We start from the raw sequence: 17,900 nt of genomic DNA on the forward strand, positions 1-17,900 counted from the left end.
GTTCAGTTTGAGAAAATCAACGGCGCAGAAATCCGAAACTCATCGCGGCCGCTTTTCGCGCTGATGGCAATATGCGCCGGAAGCGAAAGATCGTCCGTCCACATCGCCTCACGCGCGAATTGTGGCCCCTGCGGACTGCGGCGCCAGCCTGAATAGGTAAAGCGGATATCCTCGGCGCACCGGACAAGGATACGGCTGTCGGACGCGCTGGCGGCGAACTGCCCGGCCGCCGTCACATCTTCCCAGGTCAGGACGAGATCGGCGCCGCCCGGACATGCGCGGTCAGGCCGGGCGGCGAGCGTGATACGGGAATAGCCGGCGGGCTTGCGCCCGGCCTGCCCGTCCACGAGGAAGCTCAGCTGGCGCTCGCCGCCCCGGAACACAACCACATCCTCCGCTTCAACCCCGCGCTGCGGCAGCGCCCGGGCAACCCAGCTTTCGACAAGGCGGCTTGTCTGGCGCAGCTCGGCGGCGGCGGTCTCCGTCGCGGCCGATTGCCAGACGCGCAGCCCGGTGCGCACCGATTGGGTCACCGCCACCGAGACGAGGGCCAGCAGGGTCAGCCCCACCAGCACTTCCATCAGCGAGAAGCCCGCCGACCGGCTGCGCGGGGCCGTCATGGCGCCGCCTCCAGCCCCAGCTCCTGCGCAAGGCGCAATGTGGACACCCGCGCCGACCGGCCAGACGCTGCAGTCAGCTCCACCTCGATCCGCACGAACCGCGCGCCCTCTGGGCGCAGGCGGATGTCCCAGCGCGTGCCGTCTGCGTCCACACCCTGCAGCACCGGCCCGGCGCGGGCGGTCAGCTCTGCCTCAGTGATCAACTCCGCCGCGCGGGCTGAGAGTTCCGCCGCCGCGCCTGAGCGGCTGCGGATCTCGGCGGTCCTCGAATAGAGGTCCAGCAGCGCCACACTCGCCAGGCTGAACACGCTGAACGCGACCAGCGTTTCCATCAGCGTGAAGCCGGCTTCGCGTCTCATGGCGTGCGGCTCCGCTCGATGCGGGAGGTCAGCCAGTCGACGGTCACATCCTCGGAAACACCGGCGCCGGTCAGCGTCACGCGCCCGCCCGTCGAGGAGCCATCCGGCAGGAACAGCACCGCCGACGGACCAGCTGCTGCCGAGGAGAGGAGGCTTGCCTCGATCCGCTCCGGCAGGATGAGCGCCTCATCCCCGGCGATTTCAAACCGGCGTTCCTCCGGCAGGAAGGCAACGCGCACCATGCGGTTCTCCTCCTGCGCCCGGATACGCGCCTCACGGAACAGGCTGGTCACGTCCGAGGCCGTCCGGCGCAGCTCCATGCCGGGATTGGGCCGGATCAGCGCCATCGACACGACGCTCATGGCGAGCGCGAGGATGGTCAGTGCCACCATCAGCTCCATCAGGCTGAAGCCCGCTTCGCGTGTAGTCGCGGGCCGCGCTGTCATGACTGAACTGCCAGATCATTGACGCTCATGATCGCGCTCAGCAGCGTTAGCACGATGCCGCCGATCAGCACGCCGAGCAGCAGGGTCAGCACCGGCCCGGCAATCGCGGTGAGGCGCGAGATGCGCCGGCGGCTGCGTTCCTCGAGGATGCCGGCGGCCTGCGCCATCTGGCCGGCCATATCCGCCGAGCGTTCGCCGACCGCTGCCATCTGGGCGGCGGTGACGGGCAGCGCGCTTTCCTGAAGCATCGCCTGTGACAGGCGCTCACCGGTGCGCACCTCGCCCGCAATGCGCAGGACGCCCTCGCGGATCACGGTATTGCCGGTGCCTTGCGCAGCGACTTCCAGCGCGGGCACTAGGCTCATCCCGTTCTCCAGCAGCGCCGAGAGCGAGGCGAGACAGCGCGCCGCCTCCATATCCCGCACCAGCGGCCCGGCGACCGGCACCGCCAGCACAAGCCGCGCCAGCATCCGGCGGCCAGCCGCGCTGCGCGACCAGATCATGGCCATCAGGATCAGCGCCAGCGGCGTAATCGTCAGCACCGGCCAGAGCTCCTGCAGCCCCTTTGCCGCGGCCAGCAGCAGGCTTGCCGCCATCGGCGGTTCCTGGCCGGCCGTGCGCAGCACAGGCTCCAGCGCCGGGGCGACGACCAGAAGGATGATGAGCACTGAGGCGAGCGAGGTGACCATCAGGATCACCGGATAGACCAGCGCGCCGCGCACCGCGTCCGACAGCTTCGCCTGATTGTCCAGCGTTTCGGCAAGGCGGTGCAGCACCGGCACGACCGAGCCGCCTTCCTCGCCCGCCCGGACGAGACCGATGACATAATCGGGCGGCGGCGCCTTGAGCGCCTGCAGCGCCGCGCCGAGCGAAAGGCCCTGCAGCACGCCGCTGCGGATGTCGGCGGCAAGGCGCGCGCCGCGCCGGTCGCCGGAATCCTCGGCGAGCAGTTTCAGCGCTTCATCGAGCGGCAGGCCGCCGCCGAGCATGGAGGCAAGGTTGCGGCAGAAATCCCCGAATCCGGGGGCGACCTTCCGCCCGGCATTGACCGCATGAACAGGCGCGGCGGCGCCGGCCTCGGCAATCTCGAACGGGGTCAGCCCCTCGGCCAACAGCTGGCGCACGGCATCGGTCTCGCTGGGCGCAGAGACCCGGTCGGTGACCATGCGGCCACTGACGGCATAGGCGCGGTAGCGATAGTCCGGCATCAGGGCTCACCGGACCCGGTAACGGCGAAGACTTCAGCGAGTGAAGTGCGCCCGGACGCGGCGGCCAGCACGGCCTCCTCGAACAGGGTGCGCATGCCTTCCTGCCGTGCGATGGCGCGCAGGCGGCTGTCCGGCGCGCGGGCGAGAATAGCTTCTTCGAGGGCAGGCGACATGGCCATGACTTCAGCAACGCTCATCCGGCCGCGATAGCCCGTGCCGTTGCATTCAGGGCAGCCAGCGGGCCCATGCCAGTCGCACGGCATATCTGCGGGCAGCGCCGCCTCCAGCCGGGCGGCGAGCGCTGGCGGCGGAGCGGCGGGCTGCCTGCAGGCCGGGCACAGCACACGCAGAAGGCGCTGGGCCGCGACGGCGTTCACCGTGCTCGACAGCAGGTAGTCCTCGATGCCCATTTCCAAAAGGCGCGTGATCGTGGCGGGCGCATTGTTCGTGTGGATGGTGGAGAGCACCATATGGCCGGTCAGCGACGCCTCGACCGCAATCTGGGCCGACTCCTCATCGCGGATCTCGCCGATCATCAGCACGTTCGGATTGTGGCGCAGGACCGAGCGCAGGGCGCGCGCAAAGGTCATCCCGATCTCGGGCTTCACCTGAATCTGCGAGACACCGGCAATCTCATATTCGACCGGGTCTTCGACCGACATGAACTTGGTCTGCGGGTTCATCAGATGGCGCAGGCAGGCATAAAGCGTCGTCGTCTTGCCGCTGCCGGTGGGGCCGCTGACGAGGGTGATACCTTCGGGCTTCGAGATGGCGGCGATCATCCGCTCGCGCGCCAGCGCCGACAGGCCGAGCGCGTCCAGATCAAGATGCGCCGCCGACTGGTCCAGCAGGCGCAGGGCGACGGTCTCGCCGTGCAGGCTGGGCATGGTGGCGACGCGCAGGTCGATCTCGCGCCCGCGCAGGGCAGTGCGGATGCGCCCATCCTGCGGCAGGCGGCGTTCAGCGATGTTGAGCTTGGCGAGCACCTTGATGCGCGACACAACCGCTTCCGGCGTGCCCTCCAGCGGCAGGTTCACCGGCGCCAGCGCGCCATCGACGCGGATGCGCACGCGCAGGTGATCCCGCTCCGGCTCGATATGAATGTCGGACGCGCGCGCCTCGACTGCGAGGGCGAGGACATCCTCCACCCAGCGGATGACCGGCGCGCCGCGCGCAAGGTCGATCAGGCGCTCTATGTCCGCTTCCGCTGCGCCGCCGGTGGCCGGGTCTGCCTCGGCGGCCGCCTCCTTCGGATCAGTTGCCGACAGCCAGGCGCGAACATCGGCGCGGCTCGCAGCGGCGCGGGGCAGCGTGCGCCCGGTCTTGTAGAAGACGGCCTTCGCATCTTCCTCATTCAGCGGATCGGCCATCGCGAGCACAACGGCGCCGCTGTCCGACTCCAGCGGAACAATGTCCGCATCCCGAAGGAAGCGGCGTTTGAGGCCCAGCAAGTCGGCGGCCGGGCGCCATCCGGTACCGGCGCGGACATGATCGATGCCCAGCATTCCGGCGAGCGCAGAGGCGACAACATCCTCCGGACACAGACCGAGCTTGACGAGGATCGAGGCGAGCGGTTCGCCGGTTTTCGCGGACGAGGCGAGCGCGCGGGAGAGCTTTACATCCGTAAGCTGTCCGCGTGCAATCAGCAGCGCACCCAGCGCCGCATGGGGATCGGCCGGACGCGCCGCTCCGCCGCCGGGAGCCGGTGCCGTCTCGCTGCCCTGCCTGGTCATTGCCGCGTCCCCAATCAATCGCCTGGCACAGGAAGTGCACTCGCCTTGCAGATGCAAACACTTTGCCAGATGCCATTTATCACATCACAGTTGAGTGTAGCGCGCAAACTGTGTTGATTGACACTCTGCGGTTTGCACCTGAATATTGATGGAAGCCTTGCATGACGGCCTGGGGGACAGGGCGCTTGCCGGGTGGGGGAAGGGCAAATGCCGAGGGACGACAGGACACGCGCCGCGAGCCGGACACCCGGCAGCAGCATGGCGCAGATCCTTGAATTCATGGAATGGTGGGGCGGCACACTCGCCTCCATGGTGCCCGCCTGGCTGCGCGGCGCCTTTATTGCGAAGCGCAACTGGGTGCGGGTGCAGCGTACGGACGATACGTTCCGCGTTTACTCCGCAGACGGATCAGACATCGGCACACTCGCGTCGAGCGCGAAGGCGCGCCGGCGGGCTCACTCAGGGGATGTGCTGGTCGTGCTGGATCCCGGCGAGGCATTCCTGCGCCAGCGCCGCCTGCCGGCCACATCCGAGGCAAACCTGCGCGCCGCGCTGCGCCTGCAGATCCCTGCCGATACCCCGTTCGACATTGATGAAGTGTTCGAGGACAGCCGGATTGTCGAGCCAGCCGCCACCGGCGGATTGCTGCTAGCCGAACAGGCGATTGTCCGCCGCAGCCTCGTGCACGAGGTGCAGGCCCTCGCGCGAGACTGCCGGATCGACCTTGCCGGGATTGATGTGCCGGGTGCGGAGGGTGAGCCGGGCGGGTTCAACCTGCTTCCGGAAACCGAGCGCGCCCGCAGCGATGCCTTCCTGCCCTCGCTCAATCGAGGCCTCGCTATCGGCTGCGTGCTGCTCGCGGGCCTGACGACCGGGCTGTATCTCGTGTCGCTGGACCGCCAGTTGGGCGCGCTGGAAGGCGAGATCGAAACGGTCCGGGCCGAGGCGGGCGATGTGCTGGCGCTGCAGCGAACCCTGCGGGCGCGCGCCGATGCCATCGGGCTGATCGAGGCGCAGGCTGCCAATCCGGTCCGCTTCACCGCGCTGGTGGACCAGCTCTCTGCCGCCCTGCCGGAGGATACGTGGCTGGAAGGCCTCGCCTATGACGGCAAGCGGGTGAACCTTGTCGGCCTGTCGCGCTCGTCCGACGGGCTGGTCGCCCGGCTGGAGAATATTCCCGGCATCGTTGCGGCGCGGGTTGTGTCTTCCGTGATGCGCGACCAGCGCCTGGATGCCGACCGGTTCCGGATCGAGCTGGTGATCGACGAGACGGCCCCCGCCCCAGCCGCAGCCGCCATCCCCGCCGCAGAATTCCTGCCGGAGGACAATGGATGAATTTCTACAGCCTCCCCCAGCCGCGCCAGCGGATGATCGCAGGCCTGCTGCTCGCCGGCGTGGCCGCTGCAGCGGCCGTGCTCGCGGTGCTGCCGGCCATGGATCATGTCCGCGCGCGTGAAGGCGCCATCCGCGCCGCCGAAGCCGATCTTGCGCGCTGGCAGGGCATTGCCGCCTCCCGCGCTGTGCTGCAGGCCGGTATGAATGATCCCGAAGCCGCCGCCCGCTCGGCCGCGCTCACCCTGCCCGCCTCGACCGAGGCGCAGGCGGCAGCAACCGTGCAGGCAACCATCCGGCGGATCCTGTCCGATGCGAGCGCGGACCTGAAAAGCATCCAGCCGCTGGAGTCGCGCAGCCGCGGATCCCTGCAGGAATCCGGCGTGCGGATCGTGGCGCTGGCAACCCAGCGCCAGCTGGATGCGGCCCTGTTCGCGATCGAGCATTCCAGCCCGCGTCTCTTCGTGCGCGAGGCGAACATCCAGGTCTCCGGCGCAACCCGGCGGCCGGGCGATGTCGTCGAGGAGCCTGTGCTCCAGGTCCGCCTCGACGTGTTCGCCTTCGCCCTGCGTGAAACAGATTGAGGCAGGATCCATGAGTTTCGTCCGTCTACCAACAGCCGGGGTCTCCCTGTTCCTGATCGGGGCAGGCGTCGCCCTGCTCTATCTGCTTGCCGTCCTGACAGCCAGCGGTAGCACGGCGGCCCGTCCGGAAACGCCAGTCCAGCCCGGCCTGACGGCACCGGTCTTGCCGGCGTTAACCGTCATCTCTGATGAGGATACGAGCGCGGCAGCGGAAAAGCCCCTGTTCCATCCCGATCGCCGGCCCTTCCAGGGCCCGGGAATTCCCGCCAGCGCAGCCATAGAGCCCGGCCGGGACGGCTCCGTTCCCCCCTTCGCCCTGCGCGGCGTGGTCCTGTCAGATGGCATGGCTCGTGCATCGCTCGCCCATCAGGACACCGGCGACATCCGGTGGATAACCCGAGGGGGAATGATCGATGGCTGGCAGCTTCAGCAAGTGCGTCCCGGAAGCGTCGTGCTCGGCCGCGACGGCCAGAACGTCACGCTGCAGCTCCATGCAGGCCGTCAGGTCGCCCCGGCAGACTAGCCGGACGCAAGGAACACAAGGCATGATGACCAAGGTTAACCCCGGCCGCCTGATGCGGCAGGCCCTTCTCGCCGGCGCAGCCACGCTCGTGCTCAGCGCCTGTTCGACCTATCAGACCTCACCGCCAACCTACAATGTCCGCGTCGCCCCGGCGCCGCCACCGGCAAGCCGCGCCGCGCCGCCCTCCTATCAGGAGCTGATGCAGGCCGAATCGCGGATGCAGGGCTTCGAACAGATCGGCACCGGCCAGATGCTGGCCCCGTCCGCAGGCGCCGATACGCGCGGCTCGATCACGATCAACATGGTCGATGTGCCGGTCGCCGATGCCGTCCAGCAGGTTCTGGGCGAGATCCTGCGCGCCAATTACGTCATCGAAACGCCGCTTCAGGGCGAAGTGACCCTGCAGACCAGCCGGCCTGTCACCCGCGAAGGCGCCCTGCGCCTCCTGACCTCCGTACTCGCCAGCCGCAACGCCGAACTCGTCGATGCCGGGGATTTCTTCCGGATCACCACGATGGGGCGCGGCGATGGCGGCAGCCTCAGCGGCGGCGCGCGTGTGCTGGCGCCGCGCTATGTCTCGGCCGAAAGCCTGAAGACGATCCTGGCCGGCAGCTCCGACCGCTCGCTCAGCGTCGAGGTCGATCCGGTCCGCAACGTCCTCCTGCTGCGCGGCAATGCCAATGCCATCGCAGAGGCCGAAAAACTCGCCGCCGTGTTCGATGTGAACTGGCTGCGCAACATGTCCTTTGCAGCCGTGCCGGTCAGCTTCGCTTCGCCCTCGCAACTCGTGTCCGATCTCGAAACAGTGCTCGGCGCGGCGAATGGCGGCCCGCTCTCCGGCATCGCCCGCTTTGTGCCGCTGGACCGGCTGAACAGCGTGGTCGTGATTACCCCGCAGCCCAGCTATATCGCTGAGGCCAAAGCCTGGATCGAGCGCCTTGACCGCAGCGGCGGACAGGGCGGACAGCGCCTGTTCGTCCTGCCGATCCAGAACCGCGCCGCGACAGAAGTTGCCGCGATCCTCACCGAGACCCTCGGCAGCGCGATGGGCGACACCGCGTCTGCCGGCCTGCGTCCCGGCGATGCCGCGATGTTCAGCTCGACCACCGGCGAAAGCGCCCCGGCGGGGCTCACTTCTGCCTCGCTCGGCTCCGGCTACAATGTCCCGCCCGCGCGGATCATCGCCGATGACGCGAACAATTCGATTGTCGTGCTCGCCAATGCCGAACAGTTCTCCATCCTGGAGAATGCCGTCTCCCGCCTCGATGCGATGGCCAGCCAGGTCTTCCTCGAAGCGACGATTGCCGAAGTCACCCTGACCGACAGCCTGTCCTACGGCCTCACCTGGTTCTTCCAGAGCGGCGAGTTCAGCGCCTCGTTCAGCGATGCCAGCAATGGCGCGGTGGCGCCGCAATTCCCGGGCTTCTCGGTGCTGTTCGCCGGCGCCAATGGCCGCGCGGCACTTTCTGCCGTGGCGGGCATCACGGATGTGAAGATCCTCTCGGCGCCGTCCCTGATGGTGCTCGACAACCGCACCGCCACCCTGCAGGTCGGCGATCAGGTGCCGATCGTCACCCAGTCCGCCGTCAGCGTCACCAATCCCGATGCCCCCATCGTCAATTCGGTCTCGCTGAAAGACACCGGCATCATCCTGAATGTCACGCCGCGCGTGAATGATGGCGGCGTCGTGATCCTCGAGATCGACCAGGAAGTTTCCGATGTGGTCGCCACATCCAGCTCCGGCATCGACTCGCCCACCATCCAGCAGCGCCGCATCAGCACCTCCGTGCTCGTGCGCGACGGCGAAAGCGTGGCCCTTGGCGGCCTGATGCGCGAGCGCCTCTCCGACGGACGGCAGAAAGTGCCGCTGCTCGGCGACATCCCGCTGCTCGGAAATGTGTTCACGACGAAACGGACCACTTCCACCCGGACCGAATTGCTGGTCATGATCACTCCGCGCGTCGTCCGCTCGACGGATGCGACGCTGGCTGTGACTGATGACCTTGTTCGCCGGATGAAGATGATCGAAGACACCTTTGTCGTCCGCCCGCTGGAGCCGATTGCCTCGGTTGCGAACGAGGCCGGCAGCGACTCATGAGCCCCCCGCCCCCCGGCCGCGACACGGCGCGGACGCGGGGCGCCTCACTGATCCTTGTGGTCTGGGCCATCGGGCTGATGGCAGTCATCGGCGCGCTGGTGGCGCGCGACGCCCATCTGGGCGCCCGCGAAAGCCGCCTGCTGCAGGACGACCTTGCCGCACGCCTGCTGATCGAGAGCGGCATCCGCCTCACGCTCGACCGGCTCGACGGGCCGGAACGCGCAGAGGGCCGCAGCTTCCCGCATGTCTGCGACCTGGCCGAAGGCCGGCTCATCCTCGATGTGCGCCCCGTCTCGGCCTTTATTGATCTCAATGCGGCGCCGGAAGAATTGCTCGCGGCCCTGTTCGCAGTTCTGGGCGCGCCGGAGCGGGAGGCGGACAGCCTCGCTGCGCGCATCGCCGATTTCCGCGACGCGGATGCAAGCCCCCGGCCCGGCGGCGCTGAACATGCGGAGTATCGCCGCGCCGGCCTCCCGCACGGCCCCGCCAATCGCCCGTTCAACCGGATCGGCGAGGCCTCCGAAGTTCTGGGGATGCCGCCCGCGCTGCTGCTGGCCGCGATGCCTCACCTGACGGTGCAATCCTACAGCACGCGCGTATCGCCCGCCTATGCCAGCGCCGAAGTGCGCGCCGCGCTGGAGCGCTTTGCCGCTGTGCCGGCCGCGACACTCGACGATGAGGATTGGGATACCGGCATGGCGGGCGGCCTGTCGCCGGTCTCTGCCGGGCCGGTCGTGATCCGGATCGAGGCGCAGCTGCCAGCCGGCCGGCGCGCCTCCTTCGCCGGCACCTTTTCGGCGCCGATGCGCGAGCCCGGCAGCCTGCGCACACTGGTGGAGGAATATCCCGCAGGCGGCGCCTTCATCACCGCGGCAGGCGCGGAGCTTCCGCCCCCGGTGGCCTGCCTGTGAGCGGCGGGCAGACCGGCGGCTCAGCGGGCCGGGCGGCCGATATCGGCATCCTCGCCGCTGCCGCCTTCAACCCCGTCGCGGCCCAGGGAATAGACCCGCACGCGAACGCCGTCCGGCGCGGTTGCATAGAGGTAGGGGCGGCCCCAAGGGTCTGCCGGAACCTCATCCTCATCGAGGTACGGGCCTGCCCAGCCGGGCGCGCTGGCCGGCGCCGCGACGAGCGCGCGCAGCCCTTCCTCCTCGGTCGGATACCGGCCGACATCCAGCATGAACATGTCGAGCGCGCCCTGCATGTTGCGCACCTGCGTCTCGGCGGTCTGCGACTTTGCGCGGCTGAGATAGCCAATGACGCGCGGCCCCACGACGCCCATGATCAGCGCGAGGATGACCAGCGCGACGAGCAATTCCATCAGGCTGAAGCCTGCCTGCCGGCGCCGGTTTCCAGCTGCGTCATTCATCTGTCTGCGTCCTTGTCCCACAAGCGCCAAGGATACCGTTTTTTCAGGGATCGCCAAGCACAAGCCGCCCGAGAGGGGAAGTCTGCATGACCGGCATAGAGCTTTTCGCGATTTTCAGCGGGTTCATCATCGGCTCAGGCATTGATGCAGCCTCCCGGCGCTTTGAGACAGGCACGCCCTGGCTCACGCATCGCTCGCGCTGTGATCATTGCCAGCGCCCGCTCAGATGGTTCGAACTTGTGCCGGTGGTCAGCTGGCTCGCCCTGCGCGGGCGTTGCCGCACCTGCAAGGCGAGTATCGGATGGAGCGCTCCGCTTACGGAGTGTGCCGGTGCACTGGCTGCGCTCGTCGCAGTTGCCTTGACGCCGCGTGATGTTCCGTACGGGATCATCTTCAGCCTCTCCTTCGGCTGGCTCCTGCTCGCCCTTGCGGCGATTGACCGGCGGCATTTTATCCTTCCGGATGTATTGAACGCCGCGCTGCTCGCAGCCGGCGCGATCATGGTGGCCGTGACGAAGCCTGCTGACTGGCCCATGCATTTAGCGGGCGCAGCAACCGGGTTTGGCCTTCTTTGGCTGGTGGAAATTGCCTATCGCCGCCTGCGCGGGATCGATGGGCTCGGACGCGGCGACGCAAAACTTCTCGGCGCAATTGGCGCCTGGGTCGGCCTCATTGGAATTCCGTCCGTTCTGCTCATTGCCTCTGTCGCGGCCATTGCCGGAACGCTCATCATTTCGCTCGTGCAAAAACAATCCGTATCCGGAAAAACACCTATCGCCTTTGGTCCCTGGATCGCGCTTGCCGGATTTACCGTCTGGCTGCTTCCCCCACCCGGATGGGTTTAATAAGTTCGCTCCCCTCTCAGGAGAAAATTGTTGCGTATTGGGGCAGGGAAAGAACATGCTATACTCCAGTAGCCGAGGGGACACAAACGGCTGGTAGAGTAAGCATCAATACAGTCCGGAAATTTAACCCGCGTACACCAAGGGGGACGCAATGTTCAGGAATATCACAATGGCAGCTGCTTCGGCAGTTGCGATGGGTACCATGTGCCTGCCGGCCAGCGCACAACTCGTGCCGCTGGAAATCGAAGGGCCGATGACGGCTTCAGCAGCGACCACTCCGGAGTCCGGCACCATCACCGCGATGGGGCAGGTGATCTTCTATGATGAGAACACAGTCTTCGCGACGCCGACCTCGGACAAGACTCAGACCCGCCGCACCAATGCGAACGGCGTCCTGACGAACCGCCCGCTGACGGCAACCCAATGGCTTCGCGGCGAGAACTTCGAAGGCCGCAACCGTCCGGGCTTCCTCAATGGAACCGTGATCGTGACCGGTTACTGGGACCCCGCCCTGAATGGCGGCGCAGGCGGTGTATATGCGGAAGAAATTTTCTCGGACATCGCCGAGAACGTCATCCTCGGCGTGATCACGGCGAACCAGTGCACCAATCCGACTTGCACGGGCCCTGACGATTTCATCCAGGGCAATGGCACGACCCCCTTCGTCGAGAACAAGGACCAGCGCCTTCCGGCTGAACCGATCCTGGATGGCGGCCTGTTCGAACTGAACCTGACGGGCGCAAACCTCGTCGGCACAACGTTTGGCGGCGAAGGCTATTATTCCGACGCGCCGGTCCATCCGCGCAGCGCGCCGGCCGAGCGTGCCCTGGTCTACTGGGATTTCCAACTCGGCGATTTCCGCCCGGACCTGCTTCTGCGTCCGAACCAGCCAGAGATTTCGGTGCTCCGCATCCGCTGCAATGTCGGCGACCGGCTTGAAGTGCGCGGCTGGGTACACCAGCCGATCAATTCCAACCTGAGCCCGGCTGTCGGAACGATCCGCGCAACCATGAGTTTCCCGGACAGGCCCGATGTTGTGGTCACGAATGGTACGCCGACACTGGCTGAGGCGACTGTGCCGCGCTACGGGATCTACCGCCTTCGCGGGGACGTGCCGGCCTGCGCCGACGATGTGAAGGTGGAGTGGATCGTCAATGGGCTGACGATTGCATCGGCCGATGCATCGGTTGATCGCCTGCGGGGCAATGATCCGGAGGAATGATCCGACATCGGCCTGATAAGGTCAGTAAACGGATGGCCCGCCTGAATGGCGGGCCATCTTCATTTGATCCGCGCACTTACAAAACTAGCTCGCCAGCTCTGCCGCGATACAGGCCTTCAGCCCCTCTTCCAGCGTGAAGCGGGGTGACCAGCCGATCAGCCGGGTCAGCCGCGAGGCATCCAGCGTGCTGACGGCCACATCGGCCGCCCGTCCGGCGGCAAAGCGCTTCGGGATGGCCTGGCCAAGCTCGCGCTCGATCAGCTGCACCACCTCCATCACGCTGGTGCCCTTGCCGGTGCCGACATTCACCGTCTCGTTCACCAGCGCCGGATGCTGTCCGCCGAGGATCATCGCCTCCACCGCATCGTCGATGTAGAGATAATCCCTCACCGCCCGGCCCTCATCGAGGATATCAACCGGCTCGCCCGCCCGCACGCGGGAGAGGATGGCCGGCACAAGTCCCTGCCCGCGATTGAGCCGCTGGCCCGGCCCGAACGGATTGGCAAGGCGCAGCACCGTGCCACTCAGCCGGCCCCGGTCTGCAAACAGCCGCAGATGCTGCTCCGCCGCCGCCTTCAGGAGGCCGTAGAACGAAATCGGCTTCAGCGGCGCCGTCTCCGGCGTCGGCAACACGTCCGCATTGCCATACACCGTGCCGCCGGACGACACATACACGACCCGTATCCCCGGGCGCTGCTCCGCCCATTCGAGGAAGCGCACAAACAGTTCGAGATTCGCGGCAATGAAGGCCGAAGGCTGCCCGGCAGAATTCGACGGCGTCATCGTCGAGATCAGATAATAGCAGGTGGCGCCCTCTTCGGCATGGGGATCCAGCGCGTCAAACCCGGTCAGGTGGCCGGAGGTGATCTGGTCTGCCGGGCCGGGCAAGCTCAGCGGCGCTGACAGTCCGGCCAGCACCGGCCGCTCGCCGCGCGCCGCCAGCGCATGGGCGAGGTGATGACCGAGAAACCCGCCAGCCCCGAGAATGATACTGCGTGCCATAGGGTCCTGTCGGCTTAGCGTCCCGACCGGCGGGAAAGGGTCTGACCTGCCGGAACGGCAAGGCGCCATGCTAGCCCGGCTTCAGCCCCGCCTGCAAATGCAAGTTTGAGGCGGCGCGCCAGCTCAGCGCCAGCCCCGCAGTACCCCCGCAAGCCCCGGCCTGACGGCGTATTCGCCGGCGCCATACTCCTCGACCCCATGGCGGTGGAACCAGTTGTGCAGCCCGCGCCGGCCCGCCTCCGTGCCGATGGGCAGCGCCTCGCGAAGGTCCGGCCGCAATTCCCAGAAGCCCATCATCAGACGGGTGATCACCCGGCCGTTCTTCTGGTCGATCCGGGGGTCCGGCGCGTTCCACCAGTCGAGGTCCGGCGCCTTGAACCAGTCTGCCGGCGTGCCGACTTCCGGCGGGCGGCGGCGCATGGGCGGCAGGATCGGGCTGCCATCCGCAAACCGGCTCCAGGCATAGGCAATGCCTGCCCATTGCGCGTGCCCCTGCGCGGCGAGGTCGGCGCGGTAATCGAGCGCCAGCGCATTGGCGATGCTGCCATCCTCGGGGCCTGCCGCCGTCGCAGTATGGCGGGAGAAAACATCCGGATCGGACGGGTCAACGCCGCTGAAGTGAAAGAAAACAAGGGGTTGGCCGTTCGCCTCGACCGCGCCGCTGGCTGTGCGCGTCAGGCGGCGCCGGGCGAGGTTCCAATAGGCGACGTTATACCCCTGATGCCGCAGGATGTGCAGGTTCGGCAGGAAACCCGGCGCAAAGTCGATGAAGCGCTGGTCAACAAACAGCCCGCGCTCGAAGGCGGCATAGCAGTCTGTGTGCAAGCGCGCCGCCCACCAGCGCAGGAAGGAAACGCTCTCCGGCGCGGCTGAAAAGGCCGCAAAACCGAGATTGAAGGCACCGCTCTTCAGAATGTCGATTTCGCCGGGAGAGGCGCCCTCCGGCAAGGGGCCGAGAATGTGCGGCGTGAGCACCGCAGACGCCCCTGCCTCCAGCGCGGCGGCAACCTCGCCGAGCGGCCGGAACACCTTGATATCAGGGTCCAGATAGACCGCCGCATCAAAGCCGCGCCGCGTCAGAAGGTCGAGGAAACAGTCCGCCTTGATCGCGGTGTTGAACTCCATGACGGTGTAGCGGAACGCCATGCCCTCAAGGTCCGGCAGGCCCAGCTCCCCCACGGGGATGATCTCCACACCCTCCGGCGCGCCTTCCTCCAACGGGGCATCGGCCAGGTATACAAAGAACGCAGCGCCGGGCTCAGCCGCCAGCAGGCTGTTGCGCAGCACCAGCGCATAAGCCAAGTAATTTCGGGAACAGATCGTGAAGTAGGCGGTTTGCATCCGCGTCTGCTAGCACTGGCGCATCCGGCCTTCAAATACTCACTCTCCAATTGAACAGGATTGATTTGCCGCTTCATTTGGCCGACAGGAGAGGGCCAAAGCTGACATTGAGAGTGGATTATGCAGGACCGGCCCGCCGGCGCAGGCGCGATCATGTTGGTTCGGCGCTATGTTTCGCAGTTTTTCTGGTCGGCCTGGAAGGCCCTGCCCCTCTCTGACCAGCAGAGACAGCAGGCGATCGACACCCTGTTCCGCCGGGCGCCGTTCGCCGTCTCATGGACGAAGAGCTATGCGCTCTGGCAGGCCGAACAGCAGCGCCAGGCCGAACAGCTGGCGCAAATGCTGGAGATCCAGCAGCGCCGGCAGGAGCTGCAGGGCGATGAACAGCACGGCAAGGAGACGTCCGCCGCCGCGCACGCGCGCTATGAAGAGCTCACCGCCCTGCCCCGGCCAGCCGCGCTGAAAGCCCGGGCGATCGCGTTTTACCTGCCCCAGTTCCACCCCATCCCCGAGAATGACCGCTGGTGGGGTAACGGTTTCACCGAATGGACCAATGTGCGCCGGGCCCGGCCCCTGTTCGAAGGCCACCGCCAGCCCCGGCGGCCCGGTGAGCTCGGCCATTATGACCTGCTCAGGAACCCCGAAATCCGCCGGCGCCAGGCCGCGCTCGCCCATCAGCACGGCCTCGAAGGCTTCTGCTTCTATTACTACTGGTTCGGCGGCCGCCGCCTGCTCGAACAGCCGGTCGATGCCTATGCCGGGGACGAGGCGGCAAGGCTGCCCTTCTGCCTCTGCTGGGCGAATGAAAGCTGGAGCCGGCGCTGGGACGGACGCGAGGACCAGCTGCTGATCGGCCAGTATCATTCGGCAGAAGATGACATCGCCTTCATCGCCAGCCTTGCCCGCTACCTCGCTTCAGAGAAATACATCCGCGTCGGCGGCCAGCCCCTCGTGATCCTCTACCGGCCGGACCTTCTGCCCGATGCCAAGGCGACGGCCGAACGCTGGCGCGGCTGGTGCCGGGAGAATGGCATCGGCGAGATTTTCCTCGCCTACACCCTCTCCTTCGCCTCCGGCTCGCCCGATGAGTACGGCTTCGATGCCGCGATCGAGTTTCCGCCCAACAATATGGGCCTGTCCCCGCGCGACAATCTCGTCGTGCCGACAGGAACGGAGTTTGCTGCGAAGGTCTATGACCTGATCGACCTGCCGCTGGAGTCGACACCTTACCAGCGGCCCTCCTTCAGACTGTTCAGGGGCGTCACGCCGCAATGGGACAATACCGCCCGCCGGATGGGCAATGCCGCAGTGATGCTGGATGCAGGCCCCTCCGTCTACGAACAATGGCTGCGCGCCGCTGCCGATGACATGGCGAAGCGCGAAACGCTGCCGGACGAACGCCTCGTCTTCATCAATGCCTGGAATGAATGGGCCGAAGGCGCTTATCTCGAGCCGGACACCGATTATGGCTATGCCTGGCTGAACGCGACCCGCCGCGCGCTCGCAGACGGCGACAGTGCCGAGACCGGCACAGCCGCTCCGGACACCAAGGCCGAACCCCGGGAAAAAATCCTCCTGGTGACGCATGACCTCAACCGCAATGGCGCGCAGATGCTGTCGCTGCACCTGTCGCGGATCTGGTCGCGCACCTTCGGCTTCGAAGTGACCACGATTGCCTGCGATGACGGCCCGCTGAAGGCGAATTTCGAGGCCTATGGCCAGCTGCTGATCTGCCCGAAAAGCTCCGCCGGCAGCAGGGATTTTGCCCGGACGCTTACCCGGCTGCACGAGGATGGCTTCACCCGGGCGGTGGTCAATTCCTGCGCCGGGGGCTGGATCACGCCGCACCTCGCCAGGGCCGGGATCGAGAGCATCGGCCTCCTGCACGAACTGCCCGAAGTAATCCGCCAGATGAAGCTGGAAGACGGCATCCTCGGCTTTGAGGCGCATTGCCGGCATGTGATCTTTGCCTCCGATTTCATCCGGGAGCGGACCGAAACGGACTCCCTCGGCCAGGCATGGCCGCGCCCCGTGATCCTGCCGCAGGGCCTGTTCAAGGCCGAGACCATCCTGTCGGTGGACGAGAAGGAGGCCGCCCGCGCCGCCGTCCGGGCGCGCCTGTCCCTGCCGGAAGATGCCGAGATCATCCTCGGCATGGGCTATGGCGACGCGCGCAAGGCGCCGGACATCTTCTGCAGCTGGGCGGTGGAGGCGGCGCGCCAGAATCCGCGCCTCTATTTCGTGTGGATCGGCGACCTGACCCCGGACATGCGCACCGCCTGCCATGCCATCCTGGCGAATGCCGGAGCGCTGGCCGATCATGTCCGTATGCTGACTTACCAGAGCAGCACCGGAGACTTCAACAAGGCCGCCACCGCCTATGCACTCAGCTCGCGCGAGGACCCCTACCCCTCCAGCCTGCTTGAGGCGCTGGCCTGCGGCACGCCCGCCTTCATCGTGTCCGGCCGGACGGGGCTGACCGCGCTCTCCCGGCATCCATCCGTGATCGAACTGCCGGATGATGACCCCGCCGGCTTCGCCGCCGCGCTCACCCGGTTCATCAAGTCACGCCCCCGGCGCGCCCGGGCGGAACAGGCCGCTGCCGACCTGATCCGCAGCGAGTATGGCTTCCAGTCCTATGCCGGGGACCTGTTGCGCCTCGCCGGCGCGCATGCCCCGCGCATCTCGGTCATCGTGCCGAACTACAATTATGCCCGCTACCTGCCGCAGCGCATCGCCACCCTCCTCAACCAGCGCCTGCCGGTCTGGGAGATAATCTTCCTTGATGATGCCTCCACCGATGACAGCCTGGAAGTCGCCGCCCGGCTGCTGAAGGATTGCGGGATCAATTACCGGATCGTTCCGAATACGGAGAATTCCGGCTCTGTCTTCGCCCAGTGGCAGAAAGGCGTGAAGCTCGCGCGCGGCGACATCGTCTGGATTGCCGAGGCCGATGACTGGGCCGGCGCCGATTTCACGCGGGCCGCCGCCGCCGCCTTTGCCGATGAGGACGTCGTCCTCAGCTACACCCAGTCCCAGATGGTCAGCGAGGACAGCGAGATCCTCGCCCCGGACTATCTCGCCTATGTCGCCGATATCAGCCCGGACCAGTGGCGCAGCGCCTATGTCCGCGATGGCGCCGAGGAGCTGGCCTGCGGCCTGTCCGTCAAGAATACCATCCCGAACGTGTCCGGCGCCCTGTTCCGGCGCGAGGCGCT

General features: G+C 66.9%; 16 protein-coding genes. 8 read left to right on the forward strand and 8 right to left on the reverse strand.

Annotated elements, in window-relative coordinates:
* Positions 1 to 2 precede the first annotated feature (2 nt).
* Genes ACK4SV_RS05895 through ACK4SV_RS05915 form a run of 5 tightly spaced genes read right to left on the reverse strand, consistent with a single transcriptional unit; the run spans position 3 to position 4,366 of the window.
* Positions 3 to 620 (reverse strand): type II secretion system protein J, encoded by a 618-nt coding sequence (locus ACK4SV_RS05895; RefSeq protein WP_409916878.1) that lies wholly within the window; start codon positions 618 to 620, stop codon positions 3 to 5.
* The gene (locus ACK4SV_RS05900) at positions 617 to 979 is read right to left on the reverse strand and encodes a prepilin-type N-terminal cleavage/methylation domain-containing protein (protein WP_409916879.1); all 363 of its coding nucleotides are present in this window, start codon (positions 977 to 979) and stop codon (positions 617 to 619) included. Before ACK4SV_RS05900 ends, ACK4SV_RS05895 begins: the two co-directional genes overlap by 4 nt.
* Positions 976 to 1,425: a GspH/FimT family pseudopilin gene (locus tag ACK4SV_RS05905; protein ID WP_409916880.1), complete on the reverse strand. Its 450-nt coding sequence runs from the start codon at positions 1,423 to 1,425 to the stop codon at positions 976 to 978. Before ACK4SV_RS05905 ends, ACK4SV_RS05900 begins: the two co-directional genes overlap by 4 nt.
* Entirely contained in the window at positions 1,422 to 2,633 is a 1,212-nt protein-coding gene (locus ACK4SV_RS05910) for a type II secretion system F family protein (protein WP_409916881.1), read from the reverse strand. Before ACK4SV_RS05910 ends, ACK4SV_RS05905 begins: the two co-directional genes overlap by 4 nt.
* Entirely contained in the window at positions 2,633 to 4,366 is a 1,734-nt protein-coding gene (locus ACK4SV_RS05915; protein WP_409916882.1) for a GspE/PulE family protein, read from the reverse strand. Before ACK4SV_RS05915 ends, ACK4SV_RS05910 begins: the two co-directional genes overlap by 1 nt.
* Before the next feature lie 207 nt (positions 4,367 to 4,573).
* On the opposite strand from ACK4SV_RS05915, the gene ACK4SV_RS05920 reads away from it, so the two are divergent.
* The 5 genes from ACK4SV_RS05920 to ACK4SV_RS05940 are packed head-to-tail and all read left to right on the forward strand — an operon-like array spanning position 4,574 to position 9,814.
* Complete coding sequence (locus ACK4SV_RS05920; protein ID WP_409916883.1) at positions 4,574 to 5,701, forward strand: PilN domain-containing protein; 1,128 nt, start codon at positions 4,574 to 4,576, stop codon at positions 5,699 to 5,701.
* Positions 5,698 to 6,282: a type II secretion system protein GspM gene (gene gspM, locus ACK4SV_RS05925; RefSeq protein WP_409916884.1), complete on the forward strand. Its 585-nt coding sequence runs from the start codon at positions 5,698 to 5,700 to the stop codon at positions 6,280 to 6,282. The genes ACK4SV_RS05920 and gspM overlap by 4 nt, the downstream gene beginning before the upstream one ends.
* Positions 6,283 to 6,292: 10 nt before the next feature.
* Positions 6,293 to 6,805 (forward strand): hypothetical protein, encoded by a 513-nt coding sequence (locus tag ACK4SV_RS05930; protein WP_409916885.1) that lies wholly within the window; start codon positions 6,293 to 6,295, stop codon positions 6,803 to 6,805.
* A 22-nt stretch (positions 6,806 to 6,827) separates the two neighbouring features.
* Entirely contained in the window at positions 6,828 to 8,903 is a 2,076-nt protein-coding gene (gspD, locus tag ACK4SV_RS05935) for a type II secretion system secretin GspD (RefSeq protein ID WP_409916886.1), read from the forward strand.
* Complete coding sequence (locus ACK4SV_RS05940) at positions 8,900 to 9,814, forward strand: general secretion pathway protein GspK (RefSeq protein ID WP_409916887.1); 915 nt, start codon at positions 8,900 to 8,902, stop codon at positions 9,812 to 9,814. Before gspD ends, ACK4SV_RS05940 begins: the two co-directional genes overlap by 4 nt.
* A 20-nt stretch (positions 9,815 to 9,834) precedes the next feature.
* On the opposite strand, the gene gspG is transcribed toward ACK4SV_RS05940, so the two are convergent.
* Entirely contained in the window at positions 9,835 to 10,272 is a 438-nt protein-coding gene (gene gspG, locus ACK4SV_RS05945) for a type II secretion system major pseudopilin GspG (protein WP_409916888.1), read from the reverse strand.
* 86 nt (positions 10,273 to 10,358) lie between these two features.
* Between gspG and ACK4SV_RS05950 the strand changes: the two genes are divergently transcribed.
* On the forward strand, positions 10,359 to 11,117 hold the full coding sequence (locus ACK4SV_RS05950; protein ID WP_409916889.1) for a prepilin peptidase: 759 nt from the start codon (positions 10,359 to 10,361) through the stop codon (positions 11,115 to 11,117).
* Between the two features lie 169 nt (positions 11,118 to 11,286).
* Positions 11,287 to 12,339, forward strand: coding sequence for a hypothetical protein (locus ACK4SV_RS05955; protein WP_409916890.1), 1,053 nt, complete (start codon positions 11,287 to 11,289; stop codon positions 12,337 to 12,339).
* A gap of 84 nt (positions 12,340 to 12,423) precedes the next feature.
* On the opposite strand, the gene ACK4SV_RS05960 is transcribed toward ACK4SV_RS05955, so the two are convergent.
* Together ACK4SV_RS05960 and ACK4SV_RS05965 are read right to left on the reverse strand one after the other, a co-directional pair.
* Complete coding sequence (locus ACK4SV_RS05960) at positions 12,424 to 13,341, reverse strand: NAD-dependent epimerase/dehydratase family protein (RefSeq protein WP_409916891.1); 918 nt, start codon at positions 13,339 to 13,341, stop codon at positions 12,424 to 12,426.
* Between the two features lie 123 nt (positions 13,342 to 13,464).
* Positions 13,465 to 14,682, reverse strand: a complete 1,218-nt coding sequence (locus tag ACK4SV_RS05965; RefSeq protein ID WP_409916892.1) for a group 1 glycosyl transferase — start codon at positions 14,680 to 14,682, stop codon at positions 13,465 to 13,467.
* Positions 14,683 to 14,802: 120 nt separating this feature from the next.
* Between ACK4SV_RS05965 and ACK4SV_RS05970 the strand changes: the two genes are divergently transcribed.
* The coding region (locus ACK4SV_RS05970) for a glycoside hydrolase family 99-like domain-containing protein (RefSeq protein WP_409916893.1) at positions 14,803 to 17,900 on the forward strand (3,098 nt) is incomplete at its 3' end.

It is taken from the genome of Hyphomonas sp. (assembly GCF_046313735.1).
Lineage (GTDB): Bacteria > Pseudomonadota > Alphaproteobacteria > Caulobacterales > Hyphomonadaceae > Hyphomonas.